The sequence below is a fragment of the Thalassotalea sp. LPB0316 genome (assembly GCF_014898095.1).
In the GTDB taxonomy this organism is placed as follows: domain Bacteria; phylum Pseudomonadota; class Gammaproteobacteria; order Enterobacterales; family Alteromonadaceae; genus Thalassotalea_G.
Window position 1 is genome coordinate 1,854,853 of record NZ_CP062946.1, and the last position, 16,934, is coordinate 1,871,786.

General features: G+C 42.4%; 17 protein-coding genes and 4 tRNA genes. 17 read left to right on the forward strand and 4 right to left on the reverse strand.

Going from position 1 to position 16,934, the window contains the following annotated elements:
- Nucleotides 1-54: 54 nt before the first annotated feature.
- From aspS to ruvB, 4 genes are all read left to right on the forward strand, one after another.
- On the forward strand, nt 55-1,830 hold the full coding sequence (gene aspS, locus LP316_RS08220; RefSeq protein ID WP_193020539.1) for an aspartate--tRNA ligase: 1,776 nt from the start codon (nt 55-57) through the stop codon (nt 1,828-1,830).
- 108 nt (nt 1,831-1,938) lie between these two features.
- Nucleotides 1,939-2,466: a crossover junction endodeoxyribonuclease RuvC gene (ruvC, locus tag LP316_RS08225; RefSeq protein WP_193020540.1), complete on the forward strand. Its 528-nt coding sequence runs from the start codon at nt 1,939-1,941 to the stop codon at nt 2,464-2,466.
- A 92-nt stretch (nt 2,467-2,558) separates the two neighbouring features.
- Entirely contained in the window at nt 2,559-3,179 is a 621-nt protein-coding gene (gene ruvA, locus LP316_RS08230) for a Holliday junction branch migration protein RuvA (RefSeq protein WP_193023848.1), read from the forward strand.
- 9 nt (nt 3,180-3,188) lie between these two features.
- Entirely contained in the window at nt 3,189-4,193 is a 1,005-nt protein-coding gene (ruvB, locus tag LP316_RS08235) for a Holliday junction branch migration DNA helicase RuvB (protein WP_193020541.1), read from the forward strand.
- A gap of 353 nt (nt 4,194-4,546) precedes the next feature.
- Here the strand turns inward: ruvB and LP316_RS08240 are convergent, their stop codons facing one another.
- The gene (locus LP316_RS08240) at nt 4,547-5,389 is read right to left on the reverse strand and encodes an IS3 family transposase (RefSeq protein WP_226960843.1); all 843 of its coding nucleotides are present in this window, start codon (nt 5,387-5,389) and stop codon (nt 4,547-4,549) included.
- Nucleotides 5,386-5,721: a transposase gene (locus LP316_RS08245; protein ID WP_193020511.1), complete on the reverse strand. Its 336-nt coding sequence runs from the start codon at nt 5,719-5,721 to the stop codon at nt 5,386-5,388. Before LP316_RS08245 ends, LP316_RS08240 begins: the two co-directional genes overlap by 4 nt.
- Before the next feature lie 702 nt (nt 5,722-6,423).
- Between LP316_RS08245 and ybgC the strand changes: the two genes are divergently transcribed.
- The 12 genes from ybgC (at nt 6,424) to LP316_RS08305 (ending at nt 13,760) form a co-directional block, all read left to right on the forward strand.
- A complete protein-coding gene (ybgC, locus tag LP316_RS08250) occupies nt 6,424-6,834 on the forward strand; it encodes a tol-pal system-associated acyl-CoA thioesterase (protein WP_193020542.1) in 411 nt (136 codons plus the stop codon).
- Entirely contained in the window at nt 6,824-7,501 is a 678-nt protein-coding gene (tolQ, locus tag LP316_RS08255; protein WP_193020543.1) for a protein TolQ, read from the forward strand. The genes ybgC and tolQ overlap by 11 nt, the downstream gene beginning before the upstream one ends.
- 9 nt (nt 7,502-7,510) lie before the next feature.
- On the forward strand, nt 7,511-7,936 hold the full coding sequence (gene tolR / locus LP316_RS08260; protein ID WP_193020544.1) for a protein TolR: 426 nt from the start codon (nt 7,511-7,513) through the stop codon (nt 7,934-7,936).
- 7 nt (nt 7,937-7,943) lie between these two features.
- Nucleotides 7,944-8,876, forward strand: a complete 933-nt coding sequence (gene tolA, locus LP316_RS08265) for a cell envelope integrity protein TolA (RefSeq protein ID WP_193020545.1) — start codon at nt 7,944-7,946, stop codon at nt 8,874-8,876.
- 42 nt (nt 8,877-8,918) lie between these two features.
- Entirely contained in the window at nt 8,919-10,265 is a 1,347-nt protein-coding gene (tolB, locus tag LP316_RS08270) for a Tol-Pal system beta propeller repeat protein TolB (RefSeq protein ID WP_193020546.1), read from the forward strand.
- A 40-nt stretch (nt 10,266-10,305) separates the two neighbouring features.
- The gene (gene pal / locus LP316_RS08275) at nt 10,306-10,857 is read left to right on the forward strand and encodes a peptidoglycan-associated lipoprotein Pal (RefSeq protein WP_193020547.1); all 552 of its coding nucleotides are present in this window, start codon (nt 10,306-10,308) and stop codon (nt 10,855-10,857) included.
- A gap of 12 nt (nt 10,858-10,869) precedes the next feature.
- Complete coding sequence (gene ybgF / locus LP316_RS08280; protein WP_193020548.1) at nt 10,870-11,661, forward strand: tol-pal system protein YbgF; 792 nt, start codon at nt 10,870-10,872, stop codon at nt 11,659-11,661.
- A 154-nt stretch (nt 11,662-11,815) separates the two neighbouring features.
- Nucleotides 11,816-11,891: transfer RNA gene (locus LP316_RS08285), tRNA-Lys, on the forward strand.
- 43 nt (nt 11,892-11,934) lie between these two features.
- A tRNA-Lys gene (locus LP316_RS08290) sits at nt 11,935-12,010 on the forward strand.
- 33 nt (nt 12,011-12,043) lie between these two features.
- Nucleotides 12,044-12,119, forward strand: a tRNA-Lys gene (locus LP316_RS08295).
- 364 nt (nt 12,120-12,483) lie between these two features.
- The gene (gene nadA, locus LP316_RS08300; RefSeq protein WP_193020549.1) at nt 12,484-13,524 is read left to right on the forward strand and encodes a quinolinate synthase NadA; all 1,041 of its coding nucleotides are present in this window, start codon (nt 12,484-12,486) and stop codon (nt 13,522-13,524) included.
- A 145-nt stretch (nt 13,525-13,669) separates the two neighbouring features.
- Nucleotides 13,670-13,760 (forward strand) — tRNA-Ser (locus LP316_RS08305).
- Between the two features lie 23 nt (nt 13,761-13,783).
- Here LP316_RS08305 and LP316_RS08310 read toward each other — a convergent pair.
- Nucleotides 13,784-14,140 (reverse strand): hypothetical protein, encoded by a 357-nt coding sequence (locus tag LP316_RS08310; RefSeq protein WP_193020550.1) that lies wholly within the window; start codon nt 14,138-14,140, stop codon nt 13,784-13,786.
- Between the two features lie 152 nt (nt 14,141-14,292).
- Nucleotides 14,293-15,228, reverse strand: coding sequence for a LysR substrate-binding domain-containing protein (locus LP316_RS08315; RefSeq protein WP_193020551.1), 936 nt, complete (start codon nt 15,226-15,228; stop codon nt 14,293-14,295).
- 131 nt (nt 15,229-15,359) lie between these two features.
- Between LP316_RS08315 and LP316_RS08320 the strand changes: the two genes are divergently transcribed.
- Nucleotides 15,360-16,925, forward strand: a complete 1,566-nt coding sequence (locus LP316_RS08320) for an arylsulfatase (protein WP_193020552.1) — start codon at nt 15,360-15,362, stop codon at nt 16,923-16,925.
- The last annotated feature ends 9 nt before the right edge of the window (nt 16,926-16,934 follow it).

Below are 16,934 nucleotides of genomic sequence, written 5' to 3' on the forward strand. Positions count from 1 at the left end.
GGTCGCTACCCTTTAGGTATGAAAAGGCGGCCGTTATTTTTGCAGGAATTTTAAATGCGAACTCTTTATTGTGGTGAGGTTAACGAATCTCACATTGGCCAAGAAATTACTTTAACTGGTTGGGTAAACCGTCGTCGTGACTTAGGTGCCGTGATTTTTCTTGATTTACGTGATCGCGAGGGTTTAGTACAGGTTGTTTATGATCCAGATTTACCTGAAGTGTTGGAAAAAGCCAACACCTTACGCAACGAGTTTTGTGTTCAGGTTAAAGGTAAAGTGCGCGCTCGTCCTGAAGGCCAAGTAAATAAAGATATGGCAACCGGAGCGATTGAGGTCTTGGGTTTAGATTTAACTATCCTCAATAAATCAGCGCCATTACCGCTTGATTTTAATCAAGAAAACTCTGAAGAAAATCGCCTTAAATACCGCTATTTAGACCTACGCCGCGTTGAAATGACAGAGCGTTTAAAGTTCCGCGCTAAAGTCACTTCTGCTGTTCGTCAATCACTAGAAGCACAGGGCTTCCTTGATATCGAAACGCCAATCTTAACGGCCGCAACACCAGAAGGTGCACGTGACTACTTAGTACCGAGTCGCACTCACAAGGGTAAATTCTTTGCATTACCGCAATCACCACAATTGTTTAAACAATTGCTGATGATGTCAGGCATGGATCGTTATTATCAAATCGTAAAGTGTTTCCGCGACGAAGATTTACGTGCTGATCGCCAACCAGAATTTACTCAAATCGATATTGAAACCTCATTTATGTCTGCTGAGCAGGTGATGGGGGTTGCTGAAACCATGATCCGCGAATTATTCATAAAGTTAATGGATGTGGATTTAGGCGAGTTTCCACGCATGACCTACGCTGAAGCGATGCAGCGCTTTGGTTCAGATAAGCCTGATTTGCGTAACCCTTTAGAAATTGTCGATGTAGCTGACATTTTAAAGGATGTTGAATTTAAAGTATTCTCGGGCCCAGCCAACGATGATAAAGGTCGCGTATCTGTCATTTGTGTGCCTGACGGCGCCGCAAAATTCTCGCGTAAAAACATAGACGATTTAACTAAGTTTGTTGGTATTTACGGCGCCAAAGGCATGCCGTGGATGAAGGTTAACGATATAGATGCTGGTTTAGAAGGCCTACAGTCACCTATTTTAAAATTCTTAAACGAAGCAGCGGTTTCTGCGTTACTTAGCCGTGTGAATGCGAAATCTGGTGATATTATTTTCTTCGGCTCAGACACATACAATGTTGTGACAGAATCACTTGGCGCACTGCGTTTGAAATTAGGTGAAGATCTTGGTCTTGTATCAGACGAGTGGAAACCGTTATGGGTTGTCGACTTCCCGATGTTTGAAGAAGTAGACGGCCACTTACATGCTATTCATCACCCGTTTACTGCGCCGAGCAATATGACACCGGCTCAGTTGGCTGAAAACCCAGTTGGCGCGCTATCAGACGCCTACGATATGGTTTTAAACGGTTGTGAATTAGGTGGTGGCTCTGTTCGTATTTTTGATCAAGAAATGCAGGCAACAGTCTTTAGAATTTTAGGCATCAGCGATGAAGAAGCAAAAGAGAAATTCGGCTTCTTACTTGAAGCATTAGAATACGGTGCGCCACCACATGCTGGCTTAGCATTTGGTTTAGATCGCCTAGTCATGCTAATGACGGGTGCTAGTTCTATTCGCGATGTTATGGCATTCCCGAAAACAACTACCGCGGCGTGTCCATTAACCAATGCGCCAGGTGTTGCAAACCCAACGCAACTAGCTGAACTAAACATTACCAGCACAGTCGAGAGCGATACTGAAGACGCGTAATTATATTGCTGTGAAGTTCATTAAAAACGCGCCGCAGGCGCGTTTTTGCTATTTAGCCAACAAATTAATAAAGTAAGCTTGAAATAAAAATAAGTAGTAGGACAAAATTTGACCATTATCTTAGGAATAGATCCCGGCTCTCGTTTCACTGGTTATGGCGTTATTAAACAAGAAGGGCGCCACTTTACTTATTTAGGCAGTGGCTGTATTAAAGCAATTGCCCAAGGTGATGATTTAGGTACGCGACTACAAACGATATTCGCAGGCGTTTCAGAGCTTATTGTTCAATTCAAGCCAGATAGATTTGCCATTGAACAAGTTTTTATGGCGAAAAACCCTGACTCAGCGTTAAAGCTTGGTCAGGCTCGAGGCGCGGCGATCGTCGCAGCGACAAATGCCGGCTTAGTCATTGCCGAATATTCGGCGCGGCAAATTAAACAATCAGTTGTCGGGACAGGTGGTGCCAACAAAGAACAAGTCCAACACATGGTTACGTCAATTTTAAAGTTACCCGGTACGCCGCAAGCCGATGCCGCTGATGCTTTGGCGGTGGCGCTTTGTCACGCCCACTCACACGATTCAATTACTAAACTACAAGGACAAGCGACTAAAACCGTGCGTCGTCGTCTGCGCTAGCTGTTATCAGAGTAAAGCACTTTACTGTATAAAAACATAGTGGTATTGTGCGCAGTATCTTAGTTGACGATACCACATATAATAAAAAACCTATGATCGGACGATTACGCGGCATTCTTGTCGAGAAAACAGCACCTGATATTGTGATAGAATGCCAGGGCGTTGGTTACGAAGTTTCAATGCCTATGACGAGCATTTATGCCTTACCGGAGGTTAACGAGGAAGCGATTATTTATACTCACTTTGTTGTCCGGGAAGACGCACAGCTACTTTATGGTTTTGCCAATAAAACCGAGCGTAAATTATTTCGCCTGTTAATCAAGGTTAATGGGGTCGGGCCAAAGCTAGCACTTGCCATTTTATCAGGTATGTCAGCAAACCAGTTTGTTAGCTGTGTTGCGCATGATGATGTGACGACCATAGTGAAAATTCCGGGGGTTGGTAAAAAAACTGCCGAGCGCTTACTGATCGAAATGCGTGACAAGTTAAAAGACTGGCAAACCGAAAGCACGACACCGTTTACCGATGCTGCGCCACTACTTGAGTCAAACGATTCAACTTTTGTTACCACAGATAATAAAGGTGATGCGATTAACGCGTTAATCTCTTTAGGGTATACTCAAGGCCAAGCAGATAAAGCTGTTAAGGCAGTATTTAGCGAAGATAAGTCATCTGAAGAACTAATTCGCGATTCATTAAAAGCAATGCTTTAAGGTTAATTCATGATTGAAGCCGATAGACTGATCCAACCCATTGCCACCCCTGAAGAAGAAGGTGTCGATCGCGCGATTCGCCCTAAATTGCTTGCCGATTATAAAGGCCAAGATCACGTCAAATCTCAAATGGAAATCTTTATTCCAGCTGCCAAAAAACGCGACGAAGCGTTAGATCATTTATTGATCTTTGGTCCGCCGGGGTTAGGTAAAACCACATTGGCTAATATCGTTGCCAATGAAATGGGCGTGAGTATTCGCACAACCTCTGGCCCTGTGCTGGAAAAGGCCGGTGATTTAGCCGCGTTGTTGACTAACCTTGAGGAAGGCGATGTCTTGTTTATTGATGAAATTCATCGTTTAAGCCCTGTGGTTGAAGAGGTGCTTTATCCGGCGATGGAAGACTACCAACTCGATATTATGATCGGCGAGGGGCCTGCGGCGCGATCGATTAAACTTGATTTACCACCATTTACGTTAATTGGCGCGACCACCCGTGCTGGCGCGTTAACTTCTCCGCTAAGAGATCGCTTTGGTATTGTTCAGCGTCTTGAGTTTTATAAAGTTGAAGACTTAACCGATATTGTTACTCGCAGTGCGCACTTTCTTAATCTGACCATAGACCACGGCGGTGCATTAGAAGTTGCCCGTCGTTCACGCGGTACACCGCGAATCGCCAACCGCTTGTTACGACGTGTGCGCGATTATGCCGATGTAAAAACCGGTGGTGTGGTTAACCAAGCTTGTGCTGCTAAAGCGCTTAATATGTTAGAGATCGATACCGAAGGATTCGATCTTATGGACAGGAAATTACTCGAAGCCATCATAGATAAATTTATGGGTGGGCCGGTAGGCTTAGACAATATTGCCGCAGCCATTGGTGAAGAACGTGAAACAATAGAAGACGTTATCGAGCCATTTTTAATTCAACAAGGCTTTTTACAAAGAACGCCACGGGGACGTATTGCAACTGATCGCGCATATCAACATTTTGGCATTGATAAGCCGGTATAAGCCGGCAAGGCGGCAAGGCGGCAAGGCGGGAGGGTTAGAAAGTAGGAAGGTTATAAAGTAGGAAGGTTATAAAGTAGGAAGGTTATAAAGTAGGAAGGTTATAAAGTAGGAAGGTTATAAAGTAGGAAGGTTATAAAGTAGGAAGGTTATAAAGTAGGAAGGTTATAAAGTAGGAAGGTTATAAGGCTGTAAGGTGGTGTAGCGCAGGCGCATTATTGATCAAAAGCATGAGCGTTAACGAACGAAAAGTTCGTCTTTCCCGAGCGTTGTTATCGGGAATCTCCTGCACATTTCTCAATATTTGTCGATTTGCTAGAGCAACGTTTGGTGTGACCCCATAATAATGGACACATTTAACTTGCTCGTAAGTATCGAGCTAATGGTACTTCTCCATGAGTGCCATGCACTCTAAATCGGTTATAAATATTTTCAATATAACCCGTAACCCTTTGACTCATGTATTTCAATGGCTGTACCCCTTGTGGGTGTAGCCATTGTTGTTTCATGAGTGAGAAAAAGCTTTCAACACAAGCATTATCCCAACAGTTTCCCTTACGAGACATACTAATTATAGCACCTTGAGCATTTAGCCACCGAACGATCAAGTCACTTTTATATTGAGAGCCTTGGTCTGAATGACAAAGAACACCATTTAAGTTACTGAGCTTACTAAAACGCTTTGCATTCAAATACGCCTTTTTAACTAAATCCGAAGTTGCTGCGCGCCCTTGACTGTAACCAAGCACAGCTCGAGAATATAAATCGATAATGACGCAAACATACAGCCAACCTTCACGACAATAAACTTGCGTAATATCCGTCGCCCAAACTTGATTTACTGATTTAGGTAAAAACTCTCGGTTTAATAAATTGGGCCGTGTGTTAATACGGCTAACCTTAGGGTAGCGCTTTTGTTTTCGAGACATAACAGCACGATAGTGCTGTGCCTGTAATAGGCGTTGAACCCTATTAGGGCTTGCTTGATAGCCTTCAGCAAGTAATTGCTCATGAATCTGCCGGTAGCCAAATGCCCCTTCAGATATTTGAATTATCTTGTCTATTGCACGTAATAACTCAGCGTTGCTTGCATCTCTTTTCGATGTGCCACGCTTAAAGTACGCATAAAAACCAGAGCTTGATACATCTAGCAGTTTACACAAGTGAAGAGTATCTCCAGGCGTTCGAATTTGCTCTATGAACTCGAATTTTTCTGCCGTTTTTCCTTGAAGAACTCTTCCGCCTTTTTTAGGATTTCAATATCTTCATTCGCACGTTCAAGTTGTTTCTTTAAACGTTCATTTTCTTTTTCAAGTTGTTTGTAGCTTTTATCAGGACCTTTCAATTTTTTTAACTCCACTGGAACTATTGGATCTGATGAAAGGTATTTTTTACGCCACCGCTGTATCATGTGAACATTTATGCCAACTCGCTTGGCAAACTCTGGGAGAGTTTCAATGCTTTCAACAGATTGTCTTACAACATCCATCTTATAGCATTCACTGTATTGTTTTCGAGATTTGTATCGCATAGACACCTCTAAATATTAAATTTAAAAAGGTGTCCACTAAAACGGGGTCACTCTAGTTCCAACAATCAAGCTTTCCAGCTTTCGAGCTTTCCAGCTTTCCAACCTTCAAACATTCCAACCTTCAAACATTCCAACCTTCAAACATTCCAACATTCCAACATTCCAACATTCCAACCCTCACCATTTCTCTAGGCAAAAAAAAACCGCATTTAAAAAATGCGGTTCAACTAATCAAGTTGTAGAAGGAAATAAAATTCCAGGAAACATGTCAGAGAGAAGAGATAATTACTCATTATCTATTCAATAAAGTATCTGGCTATTGGTCGTCAGACCAGTGCGCTAGCTCAGAAGATGTGTGTATTATAGTAGCGTTTTAACATTCGACAAGAAAAAAAAATTGTCAATTCGCATTAGAAAAACTAATGTATAAAGTGTTGTTTGGCGCACTCGGAAATAAAAGTGAATAAATATGCGTTGTTTTGGTCAAACATCCGTTAAATACGCATCAATAGCTGCATAATCATGACAAGTCGAGACAGTGTGTGAAGGCTCCTAATGCTAACGTTTGGTGAAAAATTACCTAATAAACTGATGAAAATAATTTTATTTGTTACTTTTTGATGCAATATTTCACTAATGCTTGTCGATGATATAGCTAATCTATTAAGATAGGCGTCACTTGAATAATAACTATAACTGTTGATGTCTGATTCCTGTTTTCAATTCCCTATCAGAGTGTATTACGAAGACACTGACGCGGGTGGGATTGTCTATTACGCTAACTATTTAAAATTTTGTGAAAGGGCGCGCACTGAATGGCTGCGTGCGCTAGGTGTAAACCAAATAAAGTTTTTAGAACAAAACATAGGTTTTGTTGTCACAAAAGTAGCGATGAATAATATTGCATCTGCGCGACTGGACGATTTATTAACAGTGACGACTCAAATTAAGCAACTAAAACGCGCTTCGATTATTTTTACACAGCAAATTATCAATCAAAACGACACAAAGCTGTGTGAAGTCGAAGTAAATGTCGCCTGTGTTGACTTTAATAAAAATAAGCCTGTTGCAATTCCATCTTTTATCTTAGGAGCTTTAGAAAGTGTCAGCTGAACTGTCAATTTTTGATCTGTTTTTACAAGCCAGTTTATTAGTTAAAACCGTTATGCTTATTTTATTAGGCTTTTCTGTGGTGTGCTGGGCGATGATCTTTCAACGCCGAGCGGCGCTAAACAAAGCGCAAGCCAAGCTTCACGAATTTGAAGATACTTTTTGGAGTGGTGCTGATCTCAGTAAGTTATACAGCGAAGTGAGTTCAAAACAGGACATTCAGGGCATTGAAAGTCTATTTGTTGCCGGCTTTAAAGAGTTTGTTCGCTTGCGCAAGTCTAATAGCAAGACACCAAGCTTGATTGTCGATGGTACGCATAGATCTATGCGAGTAGCGTTATCACGTGAAGTGGACCAATTAGAAAAGCATTTACCGTTTATGGCAACCGTTGGCTCGATTAGCCCGTACATCGGCTTATTCGGCACAGTCTGGGGTATCATGAATTCATTTATTGCCTTAGGTGCGGTAAAGCAAGCAACCTTAGCCATGGTTGCCCCCGGTATTGCCGAAGCCTTAGTTGCTACTGCAATGGGCTTATTTGCCGCTATTCCAGCAGTAATGGCCTACAACCGCTTTAGCCATAAAGTAGAAAAGCTTGAAAATTCATACGCAAACTTTATGGAAGAATTCTCAAGTATTCTACAACGTCAAGTGATGACCGACGAGTAGGGCGTAACAATGTACCAAAGAGTAAGACGACGCAAAGTCGCAGAAATCAACGTAGTACCATACATTGATGTTATGTTGGTACTTTTGATTATCTTTATGGTGACGGCGCCTTTAATTACACAAGGCGTCAAAGTTGATTTGCCAAAGGCTGAAGCTGAACCTTTAGATAAAGACAGCAAAACCCCACTAGTTGCATCAGTTGATGCTGATGGTAATTATTATTTAGCGAACGGCGTAGGTGAAAATATCCCTATGTCGGTGCAGGAGTTAGCAGAAGAAGTCGCTGCTCGACTTGTGGTTGAACCCGATCGCCCAGTTGTAGTAAACGGAGATGGCAACGTCAGTTATGATGCAGTCGTTCAACTGATGGTGATGTTGCAAAAACAAGCCGGTGTGCCATCGGTGGGTTTAATGACAGATACGCCGGAGAAATAACGTCATTATGAAGTACTCTACTGCGTTAGTGATTAGTCTGGTATTGCACCTTGTATTAGCCGTTGTGTTGTTTTTTGGCGACTTTTCAATGTCACATGACAAACCAACACCAACAATACAAGCCTCAGCGGTCGAGCAAAATCAAGATAAGATCGAGCCGATCAAAGCGGTAACGGTTGATAAAGCAAAGCTCGAAGCTCGGGTAAAGGAAATTCGCAAGCAAAAAGCTGACGAGCAAGCCGCACAAGATAAGCGTATTCGCGATCTAGAGCGCCGAGCCGCCGATGCGCAAAAGAAACGCGCCAAAGAGCAAGCACGTATTAAAGCTTTAGAAGAGCAGCGCAAACAAAAAGAGCAAGATAAAAAACGCGCCGACGAAGCGGCGAGAAAAGCTAAGGCGAAAGCCGACCAAGCAGAAAAACTGCGTCAAGCGAAAGAGCAAGAGCAAAAGCGTGCTGAAGAAGCTGCCGCTGCCGCCAAAGCCAAGCGCATAAAAGAAGAAGCAGAAGCGAAAAAAGCGGAAGAATCACGCAAGCAAAAAGAAGAAGAGCGCAAGCGCAAAGAGCGTGAAGCGAAAGAGCGAGCGTTACAAGAGCAGATGCTTGCCGAGCAAATGGCGCAAGAAATGGCCCAGCGAGAGCAAGCAAGACGGGCCCAAATGCAGACTGAATTACAAAAATATCAAGCGTTAATCTACCAGACTATTGACAGGAACTTCATAAAAGATAGAGCAACTATGGAAGGAAAGTCTTGTAAATTAAAGATTAGTCTTGCAACATCAGGCTTTGTAACTAACGTTCAAATATTGTCTGGTGATGCAGCCGTTTGTAATGCGGCTAGAACAGCTGTATACAAGGCAGGTACCTTACCTGTTTCGCAAGACCCTGATGTTTTCAATGAAATGAAAAACATAAACTTAATTTTTGAACCTAAATTTTAACTTGTGAAATAAACGAAATAGAGAGTATTTTATAAAAACGTTATGAAGCATTTATATCGACTCGTTGTCTTAATCGCGGTGCTTGTGTCTACCCAGGCACGTGCAACACTTGAAATTATTATTACCGAAGGGATTGATAGCGCACGCCCAATTGCGGTTTTGCCGTTTAAATACACTGGTATTAACCCGCTACCAGAAAACATTGCTGATGTCGTTAGCTTTGATTTGTTAGTCAGTGGTAAATTTAGCCCTATCGATGCGTCAAAGTATCCTCAATTGCCATCAAAAGACAGCGAAGTTGATTATGCCGCTTGGGCATCAACCGGGGTTGAAGCCATTGTTATTGGCGAAATTCAAGAAACGACAATCGGCCGATACCAAGTTGATTTTCAATTAGTTGACGTAATTAGAGGCCAAGTAACTGGCGGTGAAACACAAATGTTATCTGGCGGTAAATTAATCGCTTCAGAAGATCACATTCTGGCTGAGTCACGTGTCGAAATAGGCGCTGATCAATTCAGACGTTACGCCCATACCATTTCAAATAAAGTCTACCAGCAGCTAACGGGGACACGTGGCGCGTTTTTAACTAAAATTGCTTATGTTATTGTTCGCGATGAAGGTGAATTTCCCTACCAATTAGTGATTGCAGATTACGACGGCGCTAATGAGCACGTGTTATTGAGCTCGAAAGAGCCGCTGATGTCGCCTAATTGGCACCCTAATGGCGAGCAATTAGCCTTTGTTACTTTTGAGAATCATCAGGCACAAATATTTACCATTGATATCTACACTGGCCAACGTCAGCTGATCAGTTCGTTTAAAGGCATTAACAGCGCCCCCATCTTTTCACCAGACGGCACTAAGCTCGCTATGGTCCTGTCAAAAGACGGCAATCCAGAAATTTATATCATGGATGTGGCGACTAAGCGTTTGCGCCGTGTAACTCGTCATCGTGCGATAGATACAGAGCCAAGTTGGTCACCAGATGGCAAATCATTAGTATTTACTTCAGAACGGGGTGGAAAAGCGCAGCTATATCGCGTAAATTTACTCGATGGAAAAATTCGTCGTTTAACATTCGACGGAGAAATGAACTTAGGTGGTTCAATTACCCCAGACGGTCGCCAATTAATTATGGTTAACCGTACTCAGGGACAATACCACTTAGCAAAACAAGAATTTGATACGGGTGTATTCCAAGTTTTAACAAAAACAAGACTAGATGAATCACCGAGTGTGTCGCCTAACGGTGGCATTATTATTTACTCAACCTTGCACAATAATCGTCAGGTGTTGAGTTTAGTGTCTGTTGATGGTCGCTTCAAAGCGCGTTTACCTGCATTAAATGGTCAAGTAAAATCACCATCATGGTCGCCATTTTTATAATTAACAGTTAATTTTAAAATTAATAAAAAAGGAAAATGAAATGCGCTTAAACAAAACGGTTAAAGCCCTTGCAATCGCTCTGCCTATGTTCACATTAGCTGCATGTAGCTCAAATGATGAAACACAAACGCAAAGCACAGTCGATACTAATGCCGAAGCTCAAGCACAAGCTCAAGCAGAACGCGAAGCTGAAGCAGTGCGCATTGCTGCTGCAAAACGCGCGGCTGAAATTGAAGAGCAAAAGCGTCAAGAACTTGCAAAGTTGCGCTCTGAGCATATCGTATACTTCGATTTTGATAAGTCGACAGTTAGCTCAACGTTTGCTGCTGTGCTAGAAGCTCACGCACAATTTTTATCAGCAAATCCAAATACTACGGTATTAATTGAAGGACATGCTGATGAGCGTGGTACGCCAGAGTACAACATCGCGTTAGGTGAACGTCGTGCAAAAGCAGTAGCGACTTACTTAGAAACGTTAGGCGTATCTTCTTCGCAAATTAACATCGTTAGCTACGGTGAAGAAAAGCCTATGGTTAAAGATCGCAGCGAAAGCGCGTTTGCTAAAAACCGTCGTGCAGTATTAGTTTACTAATCAGGTTAATCAATGAATCTTAATAAAATCGTATTAGGTGTTTCATTGGCAGTTAGCGCAAACGCGCTAGCTGCACCGCCAGCGCCGGTAATTGACGCTAGTGGACAATCATCTACGTCGTCATCATCGAGTTACTCATCGCTATCAGTTGAGCAGCGATTACAAAACCTTGAGCGTCAGCTTAGTGTTCGTAATAAAACTCAAGTGATGATGCAACAACAACTTAATGAATTGCAAAATGAAGTTAACGAACTTCGTGGTGTCACCGAGTTACATTCGCATAAGCTTAATCAAATTCTTGAACGTCAACGCGACTTATATCAAGAGTTAGATAAACGCGTATCTGCAGCGATGCAACCGGCTACTCCTCCTGCCGTTATCACAGCGCCAGAGGCCAGTGCGCCAGCGATAAATTACAGCTCAGACTTAACCGAGAATGAAGCTTATGATCGCGCAGTAAATATGGTGCTTAAAGACAAGCGCTACGATGAAGCAATTCCTGAATTTGAAGCCTTTAATAACAAGTACCCGAATTCTACCTATGCGCCCAATGCCCATTATTGGTTAGGTCAGTTATTATTTAATAAAGGTGAGCTAGAAAGAGCGAAAACTGAGTTTTCGATTGTCGTAAACCAGCATGAAGGGTCAAGTAAGCGCAGCGATGCATTACTTAAACTCGGTATGGTGGCACAAAAGCAAAACGACAATGCTAGAGCCGTGGTTTTATATCAGCAATTATTGTCTGAATATCCAAACTCATCAGCTGCTCAATTAGCCAAACCACGACTAGAAAGTTTGCAGTAATTAGCTATTATTGTTGATATTGTAATCAGTTTGTGGTCTTTTTGTGCGAACGCATGATTAAATTCAAAAAAAGCGAATTTTATTGTTGCACTGAAGGAAATTATCAGTATCATATGCCTCGCTTTGAACGAGTAGGGCAAAGCAAGATGGATATCGGTCGTTAGCTCAGTTGGTAGAGCAGTTGGCTTTTAACCAATTTGTCGAAGGTTCAAATCCTTCACGACCGACCACTTCCACCAAGTAGTTGGTTTCCATCAAAAAGTAATTAGTAATCGGTCGTTAGCTCAGTTGGTAGAGCAGTTGGCTTTTAACCAATTTGTCGAAGGTTCAAATCCTTCACGACCGACCACTTTCTTCAACTAATTACTCTTACAATATATATCGGTCGTTAGCTCAGTTGGTAGAGCAGTTGGCTTTTAACCAATTTGTCGAAGGTTCAAATCCTTCACGACCGACCACCTTTTCTTAACATCAAAATATCTCAAGTAATAACTACTAGTCAGGCAGAACCTGAGAAGAAGGTTCACAAAATTGTCTGGAACAATTTTGAACGCGCTTGCGCGGCCCGCAGGGTGAAGTACAGGATGTACGGAATAAATCCTTCACGACCGACCACCTTTCTAAAAGGTTTTAAGGTTTGAAAGTTATAAGGTTTTAAGGTTGACACACCAATAACACCTATTGAAAGTAGCAACATTCCAACATTCCGACATTCCAACCTAGCTTTCATTAAAGCTGATTATTGATAGACGAATATATACACTTTATACAACTGATCACGTATAATTGGCGCCGTTTCATTTCCATGTGGTAGTTAGTTTTATGAGCCAGAGCAATTTAGCTGTTAATATCGACTTTCAATTCCCGGCAAAGCCTGCGACTTTGTCAGCTGATGAAAAAGTAGCGTACAAGTCACGTATCAAATCGCTACTAAAAGAAAAAAATGCTGTTTTGATTGCTCACTATTACACCGATCCTGAAATTCAAGCACTTGCAGAAGAGACCGGCGGCTGTGTTGCCGACTCTCTAGAAATGGCTCGCTTTGGTAATCAGCATGAAGCCGATGTGTTAATCATCGCTGGTGTTAAGTTTATGGGTGAAACCGCAAAGGTATTAACGCCGGAAAAAACCGTAGTTATGCCAACGCTTGAAGCGACCTGTTCACTTGATTTAGGCTGTCCTATTGAACAGTTTGACGCATTTTGTAATGAACACCCTGATCGCACCGTTGTCGTTTATGCCAATACTTCACCTGCTGTAAAAGCTCGTGCTGACTGGATTGTGACTTCATCATGTGCACTGGAAATTGTTGAACACTTGGATGAGCAAGGTGAAAAGATTTTGTGGGGGCCTGATCGCCATTTAGGTCATTACATTCAGAAGCAAACGGGTGCCGATATGTTAATGTGGCAGGGCGCTTGTATTGTTCATGATGAATTTAAAACCAAAGCGCTAATCGATATGAAGAAGCTTCATCCTGATGCCGCTGTGTTAGTTCACCCTGAATCACCAGCAGAAATTGTTGAACTCGCAGATGCGGTTGGCTCTACTTCTATGCTTATTAAGGCTGCACAAGAATTACCCCATAACAAGTTTATCGTCGCAACCGATCGCGGTATCTTTTATAAGATGCAACAACTTTGCCCTGAGAAAGAGTTTTTTGAAGCGCCAACCGCTGGCGAGGGGGCTACTTGTCGCAGCTGTGCACATTGTCCTTGGATGGCAATGAATGGCCTTAAGGCGATTGAAGAAGCGCTTATCGATCCAAAGGGTAAAGAAGTCTTTGTTAGCGATGAAGTAAGAATTGGCGCGCTTAAATCAACCAATCGCATGTTGGCGTTTACCGCGTCATTGAAAAAATAACCAAATCAACTTATTGATAGAATAAAGCCTTGCTTAGCCAAGGCTTTTTTTTTACCATAGCCGCCCTGTAAAGCTGTAAAGTTTTTATATTTGACCTTATAGCGTTATAGCCTTATCGCACTAATACTGTATTGCAATATATTCTGGTGAGTTGGCTGAGTGGTTGAAGGCGCACGACTGGAACTCGTGTAAGGGTTTATAGCCCTTCGAGGATTCGAATTCCTCACTCACCGCCATATCTTAAAAGCCCATGTAATTTTTACATGGGCTTTTTTATCGGTGAACAAAAAGGAATGAGAATCAGATTCGACAAAAATGTCTGGAACATTTTTGAACGCGCTTGCGCGGCCCCAAAAGGGTGGAGGGCAGGACGCCCGGCATACAAAAATGTCTGGAACATTTTTGAACGCGCTTGCGCGGCCCCAAAAGGGTGGAGGGCAGGACGCCCGGCATACAAAAATGTCTGGAACATTTTTGAACGCGCTTGCGCGGCCCCAAAAGGGTGGAGGGCAGGACGCCCGGCATACAAAAATGTCTGGAACATTTTTGAACGCGCTTGCGCGGCCCCAAAAGGGTGGAGGGCAGGACGCCCGGCATACAAAAATGTCTGGAACATTTTTGAACGCGCTTGCGCGGCCCCAAAAGGGTGGAGGGCAGGACGCCCGGCATAATTCCTCACTCACCGCCATATTAAAAGCCCGTGCAAATATTACGCGGGCTTTTTTGTTGGCAACTCGGTAGAATGAGAACTAGGCTAACCACTGCAGCTTACTCAAGATTAACAGGATTATATTCGCTACAAACCTCTAGTACGAGCTCTCTGATCCAGCGGTTTGATTTCAAGTGTTCAACACTCCAATGCCAGTTGATATAGGCATGCGTTTTATCGAGTTTAAACGGAGGTTTAAACCAAATGTAATCGCTTTGATTATTCAGTGTTTTGATCGTAATCCCCGGAACAATACACAAATGATCAGTCGCTTTAACGATATCAACAATATTGTCGAAATTTGAACTGGTATATTTTATCTCTCTGTCGAGCGTCATTTCTTTTATTGCGTATTGAATTGGGTAAACATTATTTTCTCTAGGTCTTAATACTGCATGTGTTTCACCGAGAAAATCAGATAGGGTTATATGAGACTTACCAGCAAGTCTAGGGTGATCTTTACGGGCAAGAATATACATATCGTCGGTAAACAAGATTTTGTGATAACAGTCCTCTGATTCAATAGGCACATAGTCCAGGTGCAAATCATATTCCTTTTCTCGCAGTGCTCTTTCTGGGTGGGTTAATACATCATTGCTAATCGTTAAGGAAGCATGAGGTGCTAATTGTGCAACTTTAACTGCTAACTGTCTTAAAAAATAAGAATTTTCGACACCCGTAATATTTAATTTGTAATTAAGTTTTGCTTTATTTGGATCAAATGTATGCATGTCGGGCAAAGTTAAAGAGACATTATTAAGCATGTCTTCAATAACCGGGGCTATTGCCATGGCTTTCAACGTCGGCATCATTTGGCCTGACTTTCTTTCAAATAACGGGTCGTTGTATACCGAGCGCAGGCGCTTTAAGGCTTGCGATACCGCAGGTTGAGACATTCCTAAGTTTTCAGCTGCATGGCTTAAGTTTCGCTCGTGCATTAGTGCCGTAAAAATAGACAATAAATTTAAATCTATATTTCTTAAGTATTGTTTCATAAATGTAACATTTAAACTTTATTATAAGCTTGGCTTATAGTACTGGTATTTTAATTGATTTCAAAGTCGATTTTTTCTGACTTAATATTTGCTCCAGTTATTTAGTTGAAATCAAATTGAAAGGGGCTTTTATGTCTTTTAGTTCAGCATTATCAAAAGTTGCAATGGCATTCGGCGTGGTTTCTGTGTCAATGTCTGCAATGGCAACAACCAATCCAGACAAACCAAACATCCTTGCTATTTGGGGTGACGATATTGGTATTTATAACATCAGTGCCTATAACCACGGTATGATGGGCTATCAAACACCAAACATCGACCGTTTAGCAAATGAAGGTGCATTATTTACCGATCACTACGCCCAACAAAGTTGTACGGCGGGCCGTGCATCTTTCATCTTAGGTCAAGAGCCATTTCGCACAGGATTAATGACCATCGGTATGCCAGGCTCTAGTCACGGTATTCCTGACTGGGCACCTACACTGGGCGATGTTGCAAAACACAACGGTTATATGACGGGCCAATTTGGTAAAAACCACTTAGGTGATCAAGATGAGCACTTACCTACTAAGCACGGATTTGACGAGTTCTTTGGTAACTTATATCACCTAAATGCTGAGGAAGAGCCAGAAACTTACTACTACCCACAAGATCCAGAGTTTGCACAGAAATACGGCCCACGCGGCGTACTTCATGCCTATGCTGATGGTCGTGTTGAAGATACGGGTCCATTAACACGTAAGCGCATGGAAACAGCTGATGAAGAATTTTTAGCGGCAACGTTAAAGTTCATCGACAAAGCACACAAAGCGGATAAGCCTTTCTTTATTTGGTACAACAGTACTCGTATGCACATCCACACCCGTTTACAAGAGAAGTGGAAAGGTAAATCGGGCGTAAGTATCTACGCTGATGGTATGTTAGAGCACGATGAGCATATTGGTGTATTACTTGATAAATTAGATGAGTTAAAGATCGCTGACAATACGATTGTTATCTATACAACTGATAACGGTGCAGAGACTTTTACTTGGCCTGACGGCGGTAATACGCCTTTCCACGGTGAAAAAGGTACAACATACGAAGGCGGTATGCGCGTCCCTCAGCTAGTGAGATGGCCGGGTACCATCAAGCCAGGTACTAAAGAAAATGCCATGATGTCACACCTTGACTGGATGCCAACACTTGCTGCTGCGATGGGTGATAAGAACCTAGTTGATGACTTAAAGGTTGGTCGCAAGGTTAACGATAAAAAATGGCGCGTACACTTAGATGGTCATAACTTCAAACCTTACTTTGAAGGCAAAGAAGAAACATCACCACGTGATACGCTAATGTACTTCAGTCAAACAGGTCAGCTAAACGCGATTCGTTGGAACGACTGGAAAGCAAGTTTTGCCTTAGTTAAAGGTGACATGGCAAGTGGCGTACGTGAAGTACCAGCATGGCCACAACTAGTTAACTTACGTGCTGACCCATTTGAAAAAGCACCTGTTGAATCGGCTATGTATGTTCGTTGGATGATTGACAACATGTGGGCATTCGTACCAGTAAGCAACAAAGTTCAAGAATTCATGGACTCGTTACAAGGCTATCCAATGCAATCAGGCAAAAGCTTTGGCGCCGCAGACATTGATTACACTACGCTTCAAATGCAAGCGTTTGTAGACAAAGTTCAAACGGAATTGAAAAAATAATAAACTCTT

What these genes read in the sequence shown, in the direction of transcription:
- aspS (WP_193020539.1), top strand. Translation starts at nt 55, where the DNA reads ATGCGAACTCTTTATTGTGGTGAGGTTAACGAATCTCACATTGGCCAA.
- ruvA (WP_193023848.1), top strand. Translation starts at nt 2,559, where the DNA reads ATGATCGGACGATTACGCGGCATTCTTGTCGAGAAAACAGCACCTGAT.
- ruvB (WP_193020541.1), top strand. Translation starts at nt 3,189, where the DNA reads ATGATTGAAGCCGATAGACTGATCCAACCCATTGCCACCCCTGAAGAA.
- LP316_RS08245 (WP_193020511.1), bottom strand. Translation starts at nt 5,721, where the DNA reads ATGCGATACAAATCTCGAAAACAATACAGTGAATGCTATAAGATGGAT.
- ybgC (WP_193020542.1), top strand. Translation starts at nt 6,424, where the DNA reads ATGTCTGATTCCTGTTTTCAATTCCCTATCAGAGTGTATTACGAAGAC.
- tolR (WP_193020544.1), top strand. Translation starts at nt 7,511, where the DNA reads ATGTACCAAAGAGTAAGACGACGCAAAGTCGCAGAAATCAACGTAGTA.
- tolA (WP_193020545.1), top strand. Translation starts at nt 7,944, where the DNA reads ATGAAGTACTCTACTGCGTTAGTGATTAGTCTGGTATTGCACCTTGTA.
- tolB (WP_193020546.1), top strand. Translation starts at nt 8,919, where the DNA reads ATGAAGCATTTATATCGACTCGTTGTCTTAATCGCGGTGCTTGTGTCT.
- pal (WP_193020547.1), top strand. Translation starts at nt 10,306, where the DNA reads ATGCGCTTAAACAAAACGGTTAAAGCCCTTGCAATCGCTCTGCCTATG.
- ybgF (WP_193020548.1), top strand. Translation starts at nt 10,870, where the DNA reads ATGAATCTTAATAAAATCGTATTAGGTGTTTCATTGGCAGTTAGCGCA.
- nadA (WP_193020549.1), top strand. Translation starts at nt 12,484, where the DNA reads ATGAGCCAGAGCAATTTAGCTGTTAATATCGACTTTCAATTCCCGGCA.
- LP316_RS08310 (WP_193020550.1), bottom strand. Translation starts at nt 14,140, where the DNA reads ATGTTCCAGACATTTTTGTATGCCGGGCGTCCTGCCCTCCACCCTTTT.
- LP316_RS08315 (WP_193020551.1), bottom strand. Translation starts at nt 15,228, where the DNA reads ATGAAACAATACTTAAGAAATATAGATTTAAATTTATTGTCTATTTTT.
- LP316_RS08320 (WP_193020552.1), top strand. Translation starts at nt 15,360, where the DNA reads ATGTCTTTTAGTTCAGCATTATCAAAAGTTGCAATGGCATTCGGCGTG.